At 49.0% G+C, this 16,849-nt stretch carries 21 protein-coding genes and 1 pseudogene; 7 read left to right on the top strand and 15 right to left on the bottom strand.

Features of this window, described 5'->3' with window-relative positions:
* Positions 1-6: 6 nt before the first annotated feature.
* Complete coding sequence (locus SNE25_RS09455) at positions 7-570, top strand: hypothetical protein (RefSeq protein WP_321564849.1); 564 nt, start codon at positions 7-9, stop codon at positions 568-570.
* 23 nt (positions 571-593) lie between these two features.
* A complete protein-coding gene (locus SNE25_RS09450; RefSeq protein WP_321564848.1) occupies positions 594-974 on the top strand; it encodes a hypothetical protein in 381 nt (126 codons plus the stop codon).
* A 369-nt stretch (positions 975-1,343) separates the two neighbouring features.
* Here SNE25_RS09450 and SNE25_RS09445 read toward each other — a convergent pair whose 3' ends face one another.
* From SNE25_RS09445 to SNE25_RS09420, 6 genes are all read right to left on the bottom strand, one after another.
* On the bottom strand, positions 1,344-2,063 hold the full coding sequence (locus SNE25_RS09445) for a sensor histidine kinase (protein ID WP_321564847.1): 720 nt from the start codon (positions 2,061-2,063) through the stop codon (positions 1,344-1,346).
* Complete coding sequence (locus SNE25_RS09440) at positions 1,988-2,908, bottom strand: PAS domain-containing protein (protein ID WP_321564846.1); 921 nt, start codon at positions 2,906-2,908, stop codon at positions 1,988-1,990. The genes SNE25_RS09445 and SNE25_RS09440 overlap by 76 nt, the downstream gene beginning before the upstream one ends.
* Before the next feature lie 56 nt (positions 2,909-2,964).
* Positions 2,965-3,135, bottom strand: a complete 171-nt coding sequence (locus SNE25_RS09435; protein ID WP_321564845.1) for a hypothetical protein — start codon at positions 3,133-3,135, stop codon at positions 2,965-2,967.
* Positions 3,136-3,744: 609 nt separating this feature from the next.
* Positions 3,745-4,503 carry an SDR family NAD(P)-dependent oxidoreductase gene (locus SNE25_RS09430; RefSeq protein ID WP_321564844.1) on the bottom strand — a complete coding sequence of 253 codons (759 nt, stop codon included), beginning with the start codon at positions 4,501-4,503 and terminating at the stop codon, positions 3,745-3,747.
* 11 nt (positions 4,504-4,514) lie between these two features.
* Positions 4,515-5,144: an NADPH-dependent F420 reductase gene (locus SNE25_RS09425; protein ID WP_321564843.1), complete on the bottom strand. Its 630-nt coding sequence runs from the start codon at positions 5,142-5,144 to the stop codon at positions 4,515-4,517.
* Positions 5,145-5,159: 15 nt separating this feature from the next.
* On the bottom strand, positions 5,160-5,912 hold the full coding sequence (locus SNE25_RS09420; protein ID WP_321564842.1) for an SDR family NAD(P)-dependent oxidoreductase: 753 nt from the start codon (positions 5,910-5,912) through the stop codon (positions 5,160-5,162).
* 109 nt (positions 5,913-6,021) lie between these two features.
* On the opposite strand from SNE25_RS09420, the gene SNE25_RS09415 reads away from it, so the two are divergent.
* The gene (locus SNE25_RS09415; RefSeq protein WP_321564841.1) at positions 6,022-6,399 is read left to right on the top strand and encodes a winged helix-turn-helix transcriptional regulator; all 378 of its coding nucleotides are present in this window, start codon (positions 6,022-6,024) and stop codon (positions 6,397-6,399) included.
* Positions 6,400-6,589: 190 nt separating this feature from the next.
* Here SNE25_RS09415 and SNE25_RS09410 read toward each other — a convergent pair whose 3' ends face one another.
* Positions 6,590-6,841 (bottom strand): hypothetical protein, encoded by a 252-nt coding sequence (locus SNE25_RS09410; protein WP_321564840.1) that lies wholly within the window; start codon positions 6,839-6,841, stop codon positions 6,590-6,592.
* 140 nt (positions 6,842-6,981) lie between these two features.
* Here SNE25_RS09410 and SNE25_RS09405 point away from each other — a divergent pair, with 140 nt between their 5' ends.
* The 3 genes and pseudogenes from SNE25_RS09405 to SNE25_RS09395 form a co-directional block, all read left to right on the top strand.
* Positions 6,982-7,563, top strand: a complete 582-nt coding sequence (locus tag SNE25_RS09405; protein WP_321564839.1) for a Crp/Fnr family transcriptional regulator — start codon at positions 6,982-6,984, stop codon at positions 7,561-7,563.
* A gap of 72 nt (positions 7,564-7,635) precedes the next feature.
* On the top strand, positions 7,636-8,028 hold the full coding sequence (locus SNE25_RS09400) for a DUF4267 domain-containing protein (RefSeq protein WP_321564838.1): 393 nt from the start codon (positions 7,636-7,638) through the stop codon (positions 8,026-8,028).
* A 9-nt stretch (positions 8,029-8,037) separates the two neighbouring features.
* A pseudogene (locus SNE25_RS09395) lies at positions 8,038-8,430 on the top strand (cupin domain-containing protein); the annotation flags it as partial.
* A 125-nt stretch (positions 8,431-8,555) separates the two neighbouring features.
* Here the strand turns inward: SNE25_RS09395 and SNE25_RS09390 are convergent.
* The 8 genes from SNE25_RS09390 to SNE25_RS09355 form a co-directional block, all read right to left on the bottom strand.
* Positions 8,556-9,482, bottom strand: a complete 927-nt coding sequence (locus SNE25_RS09390; protein ID WP_321564837.1) for a helix-turn-helix domain-containing protein — start codon at positions 9,480-9,482, stop codon at positions 8,556-8,558.
* Positions 9,483-9,494: 12 nt separating this feature from the next.
* A complete protein-coding gene (locus SNE25_RS09385) occupies positions 9,495-10,421 on the bottom strand; it encodes an NAD(P)H-binding protein (RefSeq protein ID WP_321564836.1) in 927 nt (308 codons plus the stop codon).
* A gap of 1 nt (position 10,422) precedes the next feature.
* A complete protein-coding gene (locus SNE25_RS09380) occupies positions 10,423-11,313 on the bottom strand; it encodes an SDR family oxidoreductase (protein WP_321564835.1) in 891 nt (296 codons plus the stop codon).
* Between the two features lie 117 nt (positions 11,314-11,430).
* The gene (locus SNE25_RS09375; RefSeq protein ID WP_321564834.1) at positions 11,431-12,024 is read right to left on the bottom strand and encodes a Crp/Fnr family transcriptional regulator; all 594 of its coding nucleotides are present in this window, start codon (positions 12,022-12,024) and stop codon (positions 11,431-11,433) included.
* A gap of 91 nt (positions 12,025-12,115) precedes the next feature.
* Positions 12,116-12,883: an SDR family oxidoreductase gene (locus tag SNE25_RS09370; RefSeq protein WP_321564833.1), complete on the bottom strand. Its 768-nt coding sequence runs from the start codon at positions 12,881-12,883 to the stop codon at positions 12,116-12,118.
* Positions 12,884-12,976: 93 nt separating this feature from the next.
* A complete protein-coding gene (locus tag SNE25_RS09365) occupies positions 12,977-13,456 on the bottom strand; it encodes an SgcJ/EcaC family oxidoreductase (protein WP_321564832.1) in 480 nt (159 codons plus the stop codon).
* Positions 13,453-14,031, bottom strand: coding sequence for a cupin domain-containing protein (locus SNE25_RS09360; RefSeq protein WP_321564831.1), 579 nt, complete (start codon positions 14,029-14,031; stop codon positions 13,453-13,455). Before SNE25_RS09360 ends, SNE25_RS09365 begins: the two co-directional genes overlap by 4 nt.
* 150 nt (positions 14,032-14,181) lie before the next feature.
* Entirely contained in the window at positions 14,182-15,087 is a 906-nt protein-coding gene (locus tag SNE25_RS09355) for a helix-turn-helix domain-containing protein (RefSeq protein WP_321564830.1), read from the bottom strand.
* A 154-nt stretch (positions 15,088-15,241) separates the two neighbouring features.
* On the opposite strand from SNE25_RS09355, the gene SNE25_RS09350 reads away from it, so the two are divergent.
* Positions 15,242-16,801 carry a DHA2 family efflux MFS transporter permease subunit gene (locus SNE25_RS09350; protein ID WP_321564829.1) on the top strand — a complete coding sequence of 520 codons (1,560 nt, stop codon included), beginning with the start codon at positions 15,242-15,244 and terminating at the stop codon, positions 16,799-16,801.
* The last annotated feature ends 48 nt before the right edge of the window (positions 16,802-16,849 follow it).

The raw sequence follows: 16,849 nt of genomic DNA, 5'->3' as shown, positions 1-16,849 counted from the left end.
TAGCGTATGGCAACTTACAACATGGAAATCAAAAATGTGGGCCCGGTATTAACGGAGCTGCTGGCCGCGATACCTGGTTTTGATGATCAGCAGCAGGTGTATGTCAGCAGTTTAGGTCCAACATTAAGCGCTTTCGGTATCAGGGAGTTACCGCTGCCGGGTATTTTAAACATTTTAGGCATTCGCAGCCTGACTTTAAATGCCAGCTATGACCTGGAGCCACTTTCGCGGCTCCAGGTTACCACAGCCGGAAACCACCCGCAGGAATTTTTAAAGGATGATAAGATCACTGAAGCGCTTCGATCGTTATTCAACAATTGCCACACTATCGCCTTTGATGACTGGGCAACACTAAGGGGAGCTTCCGTTCTGTGGAATGAACTGCTGATCAATGTCATTAAGCCGCTCGGTAAAACCGGGCTGCAGTACATTTTTTATCTGGGCAATCCCATGGGGAAATTTTCTTTCGAGGTGGATGAAGCCCTGATATCATTAGTGCATTTTCACGCCACGGAAAAGCGACCCTCGCGCTGGATGAAAACGAAGCGGTTAAATTATGGGGCGTATTAAATGGTGTAGCGCCGGATACGCCAATGGGGGAACGGTCTTTTCCGGATCTGAAAAAGAAGTATTTTTCGATCTTCAGAACCATGGATATCGCCAATCTCCTGATCTATTCGGCGAACGATGCCATCTTTTATGCGGATGACCAGCAATTTGTACTTTCGAGAAAGAAGGTTGACCACCATGTAGAAATTGCTTCCAATGCCCGGCAAAACTTCATTGCCGGCTACAGCATGGGCTTGCTGATGCGGCTGGAAATGGCGCATTGTATCGCGCTCGGCCTTATTGTGTTTGGCTCCCTTGGTGAATTAAAACCCGGCCCGGAACAAAAGAATCTGTACACTTATATTCAAAACTGGCTCTGGGACCTGCAAAAAACGGAAGAGATACAACTATATCAGGAGTCATAATTTAAAATGACCTGCAAACCGACGCTGGATTCCGTATTATAGGTTACGTGCAAATTTTGTGTTATTTAACTTAACCAGGCGTTCATCAAACAGATGTTGAAATAATTTGCAAAATGCTAAAATATCAGCATGGCTTTATGGCCCCAAATTTAATGTCATGACCGATGCGAAAAGAGAACTGATCGAAAGACTACAAAAGGGTATAGGCCGGCGGATGGCGGATATTGTCCGTAATCACTGAAATAACATTGCAATGCCCAAAACTGCTTGGCCCCCCTTAATAAGTAACAACTGGTACCCGAACTTCAATTCATTAGCTCGTTTGAGCGCCACGGTTGCCGTCCAAACGTTGCTGCTAACAACGCTTATCTATTTAATAGGTAGTGAGAAATAAAAAATAGTGCCTTTGTCTAACTCGCTTTCCGCCCAGATTTCACCTCCGTGTCTTTTGATGATCTCAGCGCTCAGGTAAAGGCCGATACCGAAACCTGAAATATGACGGGTACGGCTGGTTTCAACCCGGTAATACCTGTCAAAGATGTGCGCGAGATCTTCCGACTGAATACCCATGCCCTCGTCTTTTACACTTACGATCACCACTTTATTCTGGAGTTTGCAACGGATATCGATCAAACGACTTTTTGACGAATATTTTACCGCATTGCTGATGAGGTTGGAAATGACAGAGCTGATTTTGTCCCGATCAGCGTGAACGGTAATATGGTCGCATTCTTCCAGACTGAAAACATGACTGGTCACTGTTAACCGGGTCTCCTCCAATATGTCCCGCAGTAATCGGTCCAGGTCAAATGTTTGTTTCTCAATTAATAATTTACCCGCTTCGAGCCGCGATAGATTAAGAAAACCGTTGATCATAGCGGCCATCCGCCGGGCCTGAAAGTTCGCCTTTTCCATGGCCTCGGAAAGGAACGGCTCTTCGTGCTGCAAAAGTTTTCTTTGCGCCATCTGGATAATGGCAGTCAGCGAGGTCAGCGGTGTTTTGAGTTCATGGCTCACCATACCGATAAAGTCATTTTTACGTTGTTCTTCCTGTTTTTGAGCGGTGATATCCCGCGCGATCTTCGACAAACCGATGATCTGTTCCTGCTTGTCCATAACCGGGAGATCGTGAGATAGACGTCCAATAGCTGTCCGTCTTTGGTCAGTCTTTTGGTCTCAAAGTGATCGACCCGTTTGCCGGTCCTTAAACGCGCCAGAATGCGCGGTTCCTCATCCTCCCGGTCTTCCGGAATGATCTTGTAAATAGTTTGCCCGATCATTTCTTCCGCTATATAGCCAAACATCCATTCGGCCGCGGCGTTCCAGCTGGTGACCACGCTTTCCGTTGTTTTGCTGATGATGGCATCATCCGTAGTTTCCACGATGGCTGCGAGTTTCGCACTTTTTTCTTCCGCTTGTTTGATCTCGTTAATATCCAGGGCAATGATGAGCGCTGATTCTACCAGATCATCGTCGTTTTTAAGCGGCACGAAATGGATCAGATAGTACTCACTGGTTTCGGCCTTCCGTTCCACCGAAAACTTTTCGCCGGCCAAAACCCTATCATATAAAGATTTGGAGGCTTCATAGCGTTCTGGTGAAATCTCTGCCGGATGTTTACCTTCGTAACGGTGGCGATCATAACCCATCTTTTCCATAATATCGCCTTCAATAGTCACATAGCGGTGGTTCCGGTCAATCACGATGATGAGCGACCCGGGAATGTTCAAAGCGATAGAGCGAAAAAGCTTTTCGCTCCGTCGTATATTTTCCTCGGCCTCCAGTAATTCCTCATTGGTCGTGGCCAGTTCTTCGTTGGCAGCGCCTAGTTCTTCATTGGCGGCTAGGTATTCTTCGTTCGTAGCGGCCAATTCTTCATTGATAGCAGCCAGCTCCTCGTTGTATTTGTATGAACGCTCCCTTATGATCCTCATGCGGCCTGCCTGCTGCCGCCGCTTTCAGGCCCGGCTCGTCATTCGGCGTGGCAACTTTAAATCTCCTGATAAGATCTTCCTGACAGGTTCTCACCCGGCTTGCCGATCAGTCTGAGCAAATGGAGATTCGCCATTTCGATGATCAGGCTTTCTGCATGGAGCAGGCAAACACCTACAGGTGCATGAAGTATGATGGGACTTAAGTCGTCTTCGCCGGTAACTTGCATAATAAGCAATGGGTATTTCTGATGACTAAAGATAGGTTAAATACAAATTTAGAAAGTTAAAATATTTTATTTGCCAGCAAGAAAGAGGACGACGAGTGCTTCGATCTGCTGGCCAATACCTGAGGGATTCCTGGTACGTTCTCACTGGCCGATCTCATTTGAGCCGAACATTTACAGCTGGGCTATTGCCCTCAACATGGCAAAACCGTAAACCAATAACCTAAGATGAATAAAAGTTTTCTGGATCATCTATCTTCAACATCCGGTCAAGCGCCTTTCCTGTTCAATCCGTCAGCACGTATCCGCAACGCTTATGAAGACACTGCTTCCGTATGTGCCAAGTCGCGGTATACCCGGGCGCGGCAACTCGCCGGCCTGATGTGCCGGGATTACTTTTCAGATCCCGGCAGGCGGTTGTTACATAGCCTTTCGCGCTGATCACAACTACGCTATTGACGGCGGCTCTCTGCCTGTTGTCGGCTAATATCCCTGAGCGATCCGTTTTCGTTAGATCCGGTCATCACGACCGGACCTTGTGCAGTTTTGCAATCGAAAATAATAACGTTAGCAGATCAGGTTACCTGCGGATACCAGGAAACATATTCCTCATTAAAATCCATACATACCCCCCGAAACGGAAATCTGCTCTCCCGTGATCCAGGCGGCATCATCGGAAGCCAGGAAGACGGCAGCTTTCGCGATGTCTTCGGGCTGGCCCCGGCGGCCCAGCGGTGTATTGGCAATAAACATTTTTTCGTACGCACTGCCGGCAGTTACCCCCGCTGCGATAGCTCCTTCCGTTTCAGTAGCGCCCGGTAAAATCGAATTAATGCGAACGTTTTGCGCACCCAGTTCTTTTGACAAGGCAATGGTGAAGGCATCTAAGGCCGCTTTGGTCGCTGAATACAAGGATGCTCCCGGTAGCGGCATTTTGCTGGCACCCGAACTGATATTGATGATATTGCCCCCCTGATCACCAAATAGTTTCAAAGCTGCCTGGATCGTCAGGATAGGACCCAGCACATTGACATAGAAGCTTTGATGAAAAGCATCTACAGCTATTTGTTTAATAGCTCCATAACCTTGAGCGACCGCGTTGTTGACTAAAATATCCAGGCCTCCGAAAGCCCGATCGGTTTCTTCAAACAGCCGGGTCACATCGCCTTCGTTGGATACATCCGCCTGGACTGCGATGGCCGTGCCGCCGTTATCTGTGATCTCCTTAACTACTTTGTCTGCACCTTCTTTACTAGTGGCATAGTTCACCACTACCTTTGCGCCGGCTGCCGCGAAGTGTTTGGCTATCGCTGCACCTATTCCTTTGGAAGCACCGGTCACGACCGCTACTTTGTTTGCTAATTTGCTCATTGTTTTATTATTTAAGATTTGAACTTGACCAAGTCCTGGAAGATCAGTTGACCCCAGGTATTTCCATGCGCGTGTACCAGTAGCCCGCCTTCCGACAGCCCGCCCAGTTTGACTGGCGCAAAACCGAGCGCTTCCGCCAGCGCAGTAATTTCTGCACACGCGTTGTCATTGTCGCTCGCCAGGAACACGGCCCTGCGGCCCCCATGTACGGCCGGATCCTGTTCAAGGATAGCAGCGCCCAAATGGTTGAAACCTTTGACGAGTTTCCCACCGGTGAAAGCCTGCGCTACAAATTGGGCAGAAGGCAGCCCTCGTAGCTTTTCGGGTGGCACGCCATAAGCATTGGTCACATCGACGATGATCTTACCCTGCCAGTTGGGCAGCGCCTTGGCAACGTCCTGGTGCGACTCAAAACGCACCGCCAAAAAGATGACATCCGCCTTGATGGCATCCGCGAGTGTTGCAGGAATGATCCCGGTTCCGATAGCGGCGGCTTCGGAGGTAATACTTTCCGGGGTACGCGTAGTAGCGACGGCTACTTGGATGCCTTTACGGGCGAAAGCTTTGGCCAGGGCCCTGCCGATCTTGCCAAAGCCGATAATGGCGTAGCTTTTTGCTGCGCTGTTTGATGAATTGTTCATTTTTGAGATTTTTAATTATTTTGTTAAATAGGTCATGCCGCCATCTACCAGGAGTTCGGCGCCTAGCATAAACGAGGAGTCATCGGACGCCAGAAAAACCGCTGTTTTACCAATATCAGCTGGTTGCCCGATCCGGCCGATCGGCATTTGATCAGCAAAGTGTTTTTTGACCGCTTCCATTTTTTCTGCCGGAACAAACTTGTCAAATGCCGGTGTATCTGTGGTGCCTGGTGTGATCACATTTGCCCTAATCTTTCTATCCAAAAGGTCGCTTGAAAATCCTTTGGCTAAATAGATCACTGCTGCTTTTGCAGCGCCATACAGCGTAAAATTCGCATAGGCCCGGTGTGCCGCATTCGACCCGATCAGAATGATCGAACCACCCTCATTCATATACGGCAGTGCTTTTTGCACCGTGAAGTAAACACTTTTCAGGTTCAGGTCAATGGCCTGGCCGAAGTCGGCTTCGCTGGTCGTTGCCACCGTTCCTACCGCCCCGGCACCCGCATTGGCGACAATGATGTCTATCTTGCCAAATTTTTCAACGGCAGCTGCAAATATTCTGTCCAGGTCAGCCACCTGAGTTACATCGGCGTTAATGGCGATAAAATCATCCCCCAGTTTCGCCATAGCGGCAGCTAAGGTTTCCGGATTTCTTCCGACGATCACGCCCTTTGCACCTTCCTGCTTAAATTCCAGGGCAATGCCCAATCCAATGCCGCTGTTACCGCCTGTAATTACGGCTACTTTATTTGTTAATTTGCTCATTTCTAATGAAATTTTAAATTTGTTTCCCAAAGTTACCATTGTTGGTTTATATTTGTAACTAACAGGACTTATTCTGGTTACGGCCAGGTAACTACAAAAATTTGAGAAAATGAGAGACGAAAGATTTTGTGCTTCGAATTGCCCCTTCACCAGAGCGATCGGCACGATCGGCAATAAATGGAAACCGATCATCATCAATGTGATCGGCACCCGTACCATTCGTTTTGGTCAGCTGGATTCCATCGTACCGCACATTTCCAGGAAGGTACTGACCGAACAACTCAAAGAACTGGAAGAAGACGGTCTATTGGAAAGAATCGCTTATAAGGAACTGCCGCCCCGGGTCGAATATCAATTGTCTGAGAAAGGCCTGGCTTTTTTGCCGATCCTGGAAAGCATCAAAGCCTGGAATAACCAATATGAAGTGGCACCGATGCCTGGAGAAACGGATAAAAAAAGCAGGATAACTTATACCGCCCAGAGTTAATCTTCAACGGACCAGCGAAACGCGCCTGTCGCCGCCGGCGTTCCGGGAGTCTTTATATTAAACCGGGCTCCAAAAAGGTTGCCGGACACGATAGACCATATGAACGTTGCCATATTGAGATAGCCGCTGAACTCAATTGATCGATTTAAAAAAACTGATATGTACGATAACAAGATCGCCATTTTAATTCTTAACACCCTTGAAAATTGGCAGTAAGATGACGATGGCATTTAGGAGGTTGCTGATAAAAATGTCTGCGGGAAAAGCAGCAGCAGGCCAATGCTGATGGGCAGTACCTCAGGTAAGGCAGGAGGCCGGGGTTGATACCCAGGACAGCCATCATTTTAAGCTGCCCGGATGATGCCGGACGGAAAGCATCCCAGCCATGTTTGACGCTGAGGATGGCGGATACAGCCATCAACAGGATGGTAACGATCTTCACTTCTGTCTTCCCTCCATCGCTTTGGCGCCGATCCTGCTGGCAAACTTGAGTATCGTACCCAGAAAAAGCCGGATGATAAAGCGCAAGCTTGTAACCAAAAGGATGTTGTCAAAAAAGATTAACTTCACCCAAAAGAAGAAATGATGCCCGAAGCCCTGATCAGCAGTATACGATCTTTGATCCACCTCGGCGAGGAGGAGGAAGCCGTGATCGGCCGGCTGTTTAAAAAAAAAGTACTCAAAAAGGGCGACTTCTTCCTGGCGGACGGACAGGTGTGTAAACACGCGGGTTTCATCGAAAAAGGCCTGGTCCGTTATTATATCAATGCTGACGGCGAGGAGAAAACCTATGATTTTGGACAGGAGTGCAACTTCGTTTGTAATTACGAAAGTTTCCTGCCGCAGACCCCGTCTACCAAGATCATCCAGGCACTGGAAGATTGCGCGCTGTGGCAGATCTCTCATACCGACCTGCAGGTTTTTTATCAGTCTGTCACTGGCGGCGAACGGTTTGGGCGGCTGGTGATCGAGCAGGTATTTGCCCAATTGCTGCATGCGGTGACCTCTTTATACACCGATAGTCCCGAAAATCGGTATCAAAAACTGGTGAGCGAACATCCTGACCTGCTGCAACGAGTCTCACAATACCATATTGCCTCTTATGTCGGCGTCAAGCCCCAATCGCTCAGCCGTATTCGCAAAAGAATTTTCAGCCAAAAATGATTTGTTAACCCAGGTGCATGAACGCCGGACCTTTGATATGGAACTTTGTGTCATCATTAAATATTAAAAATCATGACAACAAAAATTGCTTATACCATGGCTTGCCTGCTGGGTGCGGGCATGATCTTCTTGGGCGCCCGTTTCTTTTTCGCACCTGAAGCGGCTATCGCCGGTTTCGGTATTCAGTACAATGCAGGCGGTGATTACTCTTTTCACTATATCAAAGGTATCCGCGATATCTTTTCCGGCATACTGCTCTGTGCTTTTGTGCTATTGAACCAAAGACAGGCTGTCAGCATAACTTTATTAGCGGGAACAATCATACCGGTAAACGATATGCTGGTGGTGCTAAGCAAGCCTTATAATGGTGTGATGCAGGCGATGCCGCATATTATTGCTATTTTGATCTGTGCTCTGTTTGGCCTTTTGTTATTGATCACTAAACCAAATCAAAAAACTTTTTAAACACAGCTTATGGAAAACATAAAAGCAATGCCATCCGTAGTCGATCCTGATGGCGGTAAAATATTAGCGGTCGTAGGCGGTAATTATCGCGTACTGGTGTCAGGACAGCAAACCGGCGGCGCCTTTTCGACCATCGAAATGCTGGTACCGCCGCAAAACGGCCCCGGTCCGCATTCGCATGCGGACTTTTTTGAAACTTTTTACGTTGTTGACGGCGAAGTGGAAGTTCATTCGGAAGCCGGGGCTTACACTGCCCGGAAAGGGGCTTTCGTCCTGATACCCAAGGGCGGGGTGGTGCACTACTTTAAAAATGTCAGCGATAAAATGGCTCAAATGCTTTGCACCGTAGTTCCCGCGGGCCTGGAAGATTTTTTTGAAGAAATTGGCGAGCCGGTCGCAGCAGGTCAGTTTTTGCCGCCGCCAATGAATGCAGAATCGTTCAAACGGATCCAGGATATCGCTCAGTCGCACGGACAGGGTTATACCCGCCGGACTTTTTTGCTAAGCAATAATGTTGCCTTAATTCTTCAATTGAACGAATGCCGAAATTCCAGCGGCGATAAATTGGTTTTGGTCTTGAATAATTTACTGAAGGATTGCAGGTGCTCAAAGCCGAGTTCATATGCGATTTCGCTGACCGACAAACTGGTAGTGGAAAGTTTTTCCTTGGCCAACTCGATCAGTTTATGGTGCAGGTGTTGCTGCGTGTTCTGGCCGGTCAGCGACTTGAGGAGGCTGCTGAGATAACCAGGTGATATGTTCAATATTTCTGCGATATGCATTACGCTGGGCATGCCGTGCTTCGCTAACGTACCGCTATTAAAATAACTATCCAGATAATCTTCCAAACGTGTCAATAGCTCATGACTGGCTTTTTTTCGGGTGATAAATTGCCGCTGATAGAAACGCTCCGAATAGGTCAATAATAACTCTAATTGCGCAATGATCACGCTTTGGCTGAAGCGGTCAATAGCGCCGTTGTATTCCTGTTCGATCTGGTTTACGATTGCGGTAAGCATCACCTCCTCCTTTTCGGAAAGGTACAGCGCCTCGTTCACGGAATAGCTGAAGAACTCATACTGTTTGATGTTTTTGGCGAGCGGCGTGTTCCACAGAAAGTCAGGGTGGATCAGGATCATCCATCCTTCGGGCTTTTTTAAGTCCGCTGCATGCTCCACGCTTTCCACGCCAAATAATTGACCGGGCGACATAAAGAACAATACGCCGTCGTCAAAGTCGCTGGTTTGCTGGCCATACCTGAATTTAATGTGCTGCATTTTCTTCATCGAGATCCAGTAAAAGTCACCCACCAGGCTGAAAGGTACCTCGGCAATCGGCAGACTTATATCTTCCATCCTGACAATACTGATCAGCGGATGCGCCGGTTGGGGCAAGCCAGCGGCACGGTGATAATCACTGATGGTGCTGAAACGGAAAGGCGTTGAACTGCTCATAGCACAAGGTACTTATTTTGCATGGTATACCCGGGCAAACTCCTTGGCAAAATCCGCGAGTTTGACCTTGCCCATTTTCGGGTTACTACGATGGAAGTTTTCCAGCGGTTCACCGCTGTGCATGGCCGCCTGCATTTCTACCAGAGTTTCGGCCAGTTTTTCCGGTACTTTCGCCATCTTTAATCCCTGTAGCATCGCTTTATCGCTCAGCAAGATCCATTTCAGCCAGGGCTTGCCTATCGCCGTTCCGATAATCCCGGCGGCTTCGTTACAGGTCAGTTCCTCGCTGCCCACATACCGGATGGTGTTTTGCACCGGCATCAACACAATTTCTTCTGCAACTGCCCCGGCAATATCTTTGGGCGAGACAAAAATGATCCGGTCATCCCCGCCACAATTGCCCATCAGCAGGCCGGTCTTCCCGGTCATTAACGGCCAAAGGCCGGAGTAACGCAACGTAAGCAGTTTACCCATCAGGCCTTTGCCTTTGATTAGGTCGATACTCTGATAGAAGTTCGTGTAAAATGATCCGGGGCGCATGAAGGTGGTGGAGACCTCCAGGTCGTCAAATTCGTTTTCCACGTTTTCGATTTTGACCAGGTCGGCGACCCACCCGCTCATCACGACCACGCGCTTGACCTGGGTTGCCTTTAAAGCTTGCACGTAGTTTTTGGCCATCCGGCGCAGGTACTCGCCCAGGTCGGGCTCGGTAAAACTGAGTGGGATCATGGCGTAGACCGCATCAGCTCCCTGAAAGGTGGCTGTCAGGAAATCAACATCGGCAATAGAGCCGGTAGCAGCCGAAGCGCCCAGGGCTTCAATGGCTGCTTTCTTTTTCACGTCACTGCTCATTACAGTGACGTCATGTCCCTGGGCTACCAGCATTTCCGTCAGCGGTTGGCTGATGTTCCCTAAAGAACCGGTTACGATGAGCTTCATTTCAGTAAGTATAAATGCCGTTTTCGATATCCGTTAACAGGAAAGGATGTGATGGCTGCCAGTTCAGGTATTCCTGCGTCCACCTGCTCGAAGTCGGGCAATCGATCGCCGCCATGTGGGCAAACCAGCCGAAATGCCCGGCTGCTTCTTCAGGGGTAATGGATTTGACCGGCAGGTTCAATTGGGCCCCAATGGTCTCAGCAATGCTTTTAACGGTAATACCTTCTTCCGTGTTAGCGTGAAATCGTGCGCCCGGCGTGGCTTGCTCCAATGCTAAACGGTACAATAACGCGGCATCTAACCGGTGACCGGCGTTCCAGCGATTCTGACCGTCGCCGATATAGGCAGAGAAACCTTTTTCCCGCGCCAGATTCACCAGGATAGGAATAAATCCGTGTTTGTCCTCATCCCCATGCACTGAAGGCGGCAAACGTACGACAGCTGCCCGTACGCCCATGGCTGCGGCAGCTTCCGCTGCACGTTCCGAAGCACGGGGCCAGGCCGGGTTAAATGGTGATGGCATGTTTTCAGTGGCCAGACTACCGGGACTCACCAGGGCCGTACCTGAAGTAACGATGAGCGGGCGGTCTGAACCGGCCAGCACACTGGCTATCGTTGCTATGGCCCGCTCATCGACCGCGCAAACTTCTGCAAAACGGGTAAAATCGTGGATGAAACCGCAATGGATCACCCCGTTACTTTCAGCTGTGCCTTTACTTAGGCTATCCAGATCTTCCAGGTCGCCGTAATGCACTTCAGCCCCGGCCGATTTTAACTTAGCTGCCGATGCTTCCGAACGTGCCAGTCCCAATACCTGGTAGCCGGCCTTTATTAGTTCCTGCACAACGGCAGTACCTACGAAGCCAGAGGCTCCGGTAACGAATACTTTCATGTTGGTTCTTTTTGTCGATACAAAGAACCGCCGTTACGGTGAGAAAGATTTATCCAAATCCATGTTTGGTTTAGCCGAAACCATGGTAGCTATGATCGGGTGCGTTATCCGTCATACCTAAGAAGCCACCTGGCTTCGCTTAACGGCCTGCTTCCTGACCCGGCTCAGGGTTTCCCGGGTCAGGCCCAGGAAAGAGGCGATCATATACAAAGGGATGCGGTTGTACAGGTTCGGATATTGCTGCACGAATTTTTCATAGCGAACTTCCGCCGGATCGCTGATGTTACTGAAGATCCTGTTCTGATGCGCCTCAAAATTTTTGGCCGTCAGCGCTTCGATGATCCGCCTGAAGTTCGGTGAAGCGGCAAGCAGTTCCTCCCATTTTTCTTTGGAAAAGCGGATGATCTCACTGTCCTCCAGCGCTTCGAGATAACAATTGGAGGGCTGACCGGACATGAAGCTGATAAAGTCAGAAACCCACCAGTTCTCTATGGCAAACCGCATCATATGTTCCTCCTGGTCATCCCCCATACGGAATAAACGGAAACTGCCTTTAACAACAAATCCGACAAAATCACTTACCTCGCCTTCCTCAAGCAGGTATTGACCTTTTCGTACGCGTTTTGATATCGAAGCAGTGGCGATCAATTCCAGGTCTTCCCGCGTGAGCGTACCTTTTTCCTGAAGATAGTCTATAAACGTTGGCGACATTCGAACGGCTTTTTAACAAAGCTATTCAAATGCCGCCATATTTAAAGGTTAGATGGTTATTAGGGTGCAGAAATGACGCTCCCGTTATCGATCATTTCATCAGGCTGATATTCGTCATACCACCGTCGGCGATCAGTTCCGTGCCCACGATAAATGCCGAGTCGTCCGAAGCCAAGAAAGCAGCCGCTTTACCCATGTCCGCCGGTGAGCCCATTCTTCCTACCGGTATGATATCGACCCACATTTTTTTAACACTCGCCACGTGTTCCTCCGGTACGATCTTTCCGAATACCGGGGTGTCGATCGAACCGGGCGACAGCGTATTCACCCGGATCCTTCTGGATAGCAGGTCCAGTGATAATCCTTTGGCGAGTGAGATTACGGCAGCTTTAGCAGCAGCGTAAATGGTCATGCCCGGTGCCGCGCGGTGTGCGGCGGTCGAGCCGATCAGGATGACCGATGCGCCGTCGTTCAGGTAGGGTAATGCTTTTTTTACGGAAAAGTAAGTGCTTTTCAGGTTCAGGTCCATGTACAGATCGTAATTTTCTTCGGTTACTTCGTTAATGCCTGCCATCGGCTGGCCGTCAACGATCCCACCGGCATTCACAACCAGCGTGTCGATCTTACCGAATCGTTCCGCTGTAACTTTATAGATATTTTCGAGGTCGTCGAGGTTAGTTACATCACCTTTAATACCGATATAACCTTCGCCCAATTCTCTTACCGCGCTGTCAAGGGTTGCCTGGTTCCTGCCGGTGATCGCACCTTTTGCACCTTCGTTCTTCAATGCTTCGGCGATCCCGAAACCTATTCCGCTATTACCCCCGGTAATAACAGCCACTTTATTTTTTAACTTCATTTTGTGTTATCCTTTGTAGCACAAAATTGAAGTGTTTCCAATGGAGGAAAGAGGACATTTATCTATAAATCACTGTGACAAATGTCAATAAAATCACTTGATCCCTTTTTCCAGCTTGGCGTTCTGGCCCGCCTGGATCAGCCACAGGCCATTCGCACGGGTGACGACCATCATCCTGCGAAATTCAAATGTCTGGCCGGGGTAGCGCGTATCATCCGTCAGTCCTGTCCGTACATGTACGATAGCGATATCGGGCATGAGATAGCGGATGTCTTCCACGGCACGAGTATAATAATGGCTGATCTTAAAGTAACTTTCGTACGTCGTGCGGTAGTGATCTTCGATATCTTGCCTTCCCGTGTACTTAGCGCCAAACCAGTTGACCCAGGTGGCGTCCTCCCGGTAATTGGCAGCCAATGCCTTTGGATCATGCGAGTTCCAGGCTAGCTCATAGTTCTTGACGAGCTGGCGGATAGCCGGATTATTTTTCGCCGTATCTATTTTCTGCGCCGCGGCAAACGAAAACGAGATGATCATCAATAAGCCAAGCAACAGGTGTTTTATATTCATCATATTTTCTTAAAATTCTGTATCGCAGGTCCTACCCGTTTGAAGCCATGTGCTTCCCGGAATTTGTCTTGCTCTGCTTCCGTCATCCCTTTAGCCGCACCCAGGCTGACCTTGGTGAAAAATTCTTCCATCTTTCCGGCCGGCTGGAAAAACTGTAGTAACCGTCCATCGCCTTCGCCGATCTTTGCGAAACTGTGCGGCACCATTCTGGGGCCGAAAACACTGTCGCCCGCTTTGGCATGATAGGTCGTCTCGCCGGTCTTGATCAGGAATTCCCCCTGTAAAATATACCACCATTCATCCTGGCTGAAGTAGTAATGATGGGCGGGGCCGCCTTCTTTGGATCGCGTCGATTCGTAGACGTAAATATCGCCATCGGTATCTTTCGTCGAGACTTTGGTAAAGAAAGTATCGCCTTCCATGAGCGTGATCGTTTTTTTAAAACGGTCTTTGCCCGTGTCGACTTTAAAGCCGGCTTTGACCCTGAACTTGGTCAAGCCTTTACCCAGCCCGTTCATCGACACGGTAACCAATGCCGTTGTTCCCATGAGCATTTGAAGAAATGTGTTTCTTTTCATATAGTCACAGATGATGGTAGCTTTTAAGGTATCAAATAATGAAAATTATGCCAACTAATAAATTACTATATCTTTCCCCAAATCGCAGGCTTCGATACGTCAGAAATATCTAAATCATTCAATGATCTAAATATCAGCTAAAGCGTTTATTCAGGCTGAGAGCCGTGTACGCGCCGGCGCTGCCCCTGTGTATTTCTTAAAGAAATTCGTAAAATAAGCCGGTTCCCCGAAGCCCAGTCCGGCGGCTATCTGAGCTATGCTCCAATCAGTGTGTTGGAGCAGCGCCTGCGCTTCTTTGATGATGCGGTCTGCGATCAGCAGGGTCGTGGTACGACCAGTGATCATTTTAACGGACCGGTTCAAATGGTTGGTATGGACCGCCAGCCCTTCAGCAAATTCGGCAGGTGTGCGTAAAGCCATGGCCTGTCCGGGTGAGTCGATTGGGAACTGCCTTTCCAGCAAGGCTAAAAATTGCGCGGTAATGCGGGCTGGCGCCCCGGCATGACTTTCCACCGGTACCACTGGCAGCAGGTTCAGCGCTTCATGCATGAGTATCCGCAAATAACTGCGCAGCATATCATATTTGGCGCGGTAGTCAGCAGCCATCACTGTTCGCATTCGTTCGAGCAGGCCGGAGATCAGTATTAACTGCTGGTCGTCCAGTTCCAGTACATGGCCTTTATCCGGCTGGAACAGGGGAAATTCCGGCAGCCGACCTTTGTAATCATCGGATTCGATAAAAGCCTGGGTGAACAGGCAAAAATAACCGGTCTGCGGGCCACCACCTGTTTCCCAGGCCGATGGAACGGCCGGGCTGGAAAACACAAGTGCCTGACACTGGATCACCACTTCCTTATCCGCATAGACCATCTTACCTTTCCCGATCACTAGCGCAACCTTATAAAAATCACGACGCCCAAAGGGGGAACGGTTCAGACAAGGTTCGCGCCGGAAGACATTAAAATGTCCCTGGCCGGTGTTGTTCTCGGCAAATTCAGTTTGCTCATCCACCGGGTGACGACGGTAAAAGTCGGCGAGGGTTTCTATCGGTTCCATACCGTAAATATAAACATGGTCTTTGTCTTATATTTGATTATTATAAATCAAAATGACGATAGTATGATATAACTAATGATCAATGTTTGAATATTATAGATTCCTGTTTGAATACTATAAACAGTTCAGATCTCGTCGCCAGTAATTTTGCGGCATGGAAACCGGATTCAGAAAATGGATCATCGTTATTACGATCATCACCTCAACTATCATCGAACTCATCGATACCACTATCGTTAACGTATCGATCAATACGATGAGCGGCAACCTGGGCGCCTCACTGGAAGATACCGCCTGGGTGATCACTTCTTACGCCATTGCTAATGTGATCATTATCCCGATGACCAGTTTCCTGGCCGAAAAGATCGGCCGGAAGCAATATTATATCGGCTCCATTTTGTTGTTTACGCTGGCCTCGGCCATGTGCGGATTCTCAAACAGTTTGTGGGAATTGGTTGCTTTTCGTTTTATACAGGGCGTCGGCGGTGGCGCACTGTTATCTACTTCACAGGCGATTTTGTTCGAGACCTTCCCGCCTAAAGAACGTGGGCTGGCCAGCGGGATATTCAGTCTGGGTATCATCATCGGCCCCTCCATCGGCCCGGTGATGGGCGGTTATATCGTAGATAACCTGAGCTGGCAGTGGATCTTTTATGTAAATATCCCGATCGGCCTGATGGCGGCACTCTTATCCTTTATTTATTTGCGGCCTACCAAAGGATCTTCAGATAACCGGCGAATCGACTGGCTGGGCATTTTTTTACTGGCTATTGGTGTAGGTGCCTTGCAGGTGGTATTGGAACGGGGCGAAACGGATGACTGGTTCGCGGCTACCTATATTATCGTATTAAGCGTTCTTTCGGCTATTTCTTTGACCGTACTCGTTTGGTGGGAACTGACCACAGAACATCCGGTGATCAATTTCCGGGTTTTAAAAAGCACCACACTGTCCATCTCCGCGATCATGACCTTCGTATTGGGTTTTGGTCTGTTCAGTGCAGTATTTGTCTTTCCGCTTTATGCGCAGCGCATTATCGGCTATTCTGCTTTTCAAACCGGTACCATGCTGCTGCCGGGTACACTGATGGCCGCTATGATCTCGCCGTTTCTGGGGCGTATGCTGCAAAGTGGGCTGCGGCCTCAGTATCTCATCATTACAGGTTTTTTGTTTTCGGCTATTTTCGGTTTTTTGATGTCGAGATCCAATTTGGAGACAGGAAGTGCCTATTTCTTTATTCCGCTGATATTTCGCGGACTCGGCGCCGCACTACTTATTGTACCGCTAACCGCCCTGGCCGTTTCCGAACTGAAACCACAGGATATTCCGCAGGGTGCAGCGCTTAATAACATGATGCGGCAGATGGGCGGTTCTTTCGGTATCGCTCTTATTAATACCTATATCGCTAACCGGGCAGCAGTCAACCGCACTGCACTTGTTACTCACGTAACAGCCGCTGACCCGGCTACGCAAATGCGGCTGGAGAGTTTCGTCCGCAACCTCATGGCGCACGGGGCGACTTATTTGCGGGCCATGCAACAGGCCATCGGCAGCTTGGAAAACACCGTGGTGCGCCAGACCTTTCTGCTCAGTTACATGGATGCGTTCTTACTGCTGGCGATAATGAATGCGCTATGTATCCCACTGGTACTAATGACCATCAAAAAACGGAAAGCCGGTACGCCGCAAAAGGCGGTAGTGGTTTCGGATCATTGATCAATCCCGGAATTGCGTTAATCCATTTAGACTTTCAATAAGCAGCTG

This window comes from Mucilaginibacter sabulilitoris (assembly GCF_034262375.1).
GTDB lineage: Bacteria > Bacteroidota > Bacteroidia > Sphingobacteriales > Sphingobacteriaceae > Mucilaginibacter > Mucilaginibacter sabulilitoris.
The sequence above is the reverse complement of the archived record's forward strand: the minus strand, read 5'-3'. Positions and strand labels throughout refer to the sequence as shown.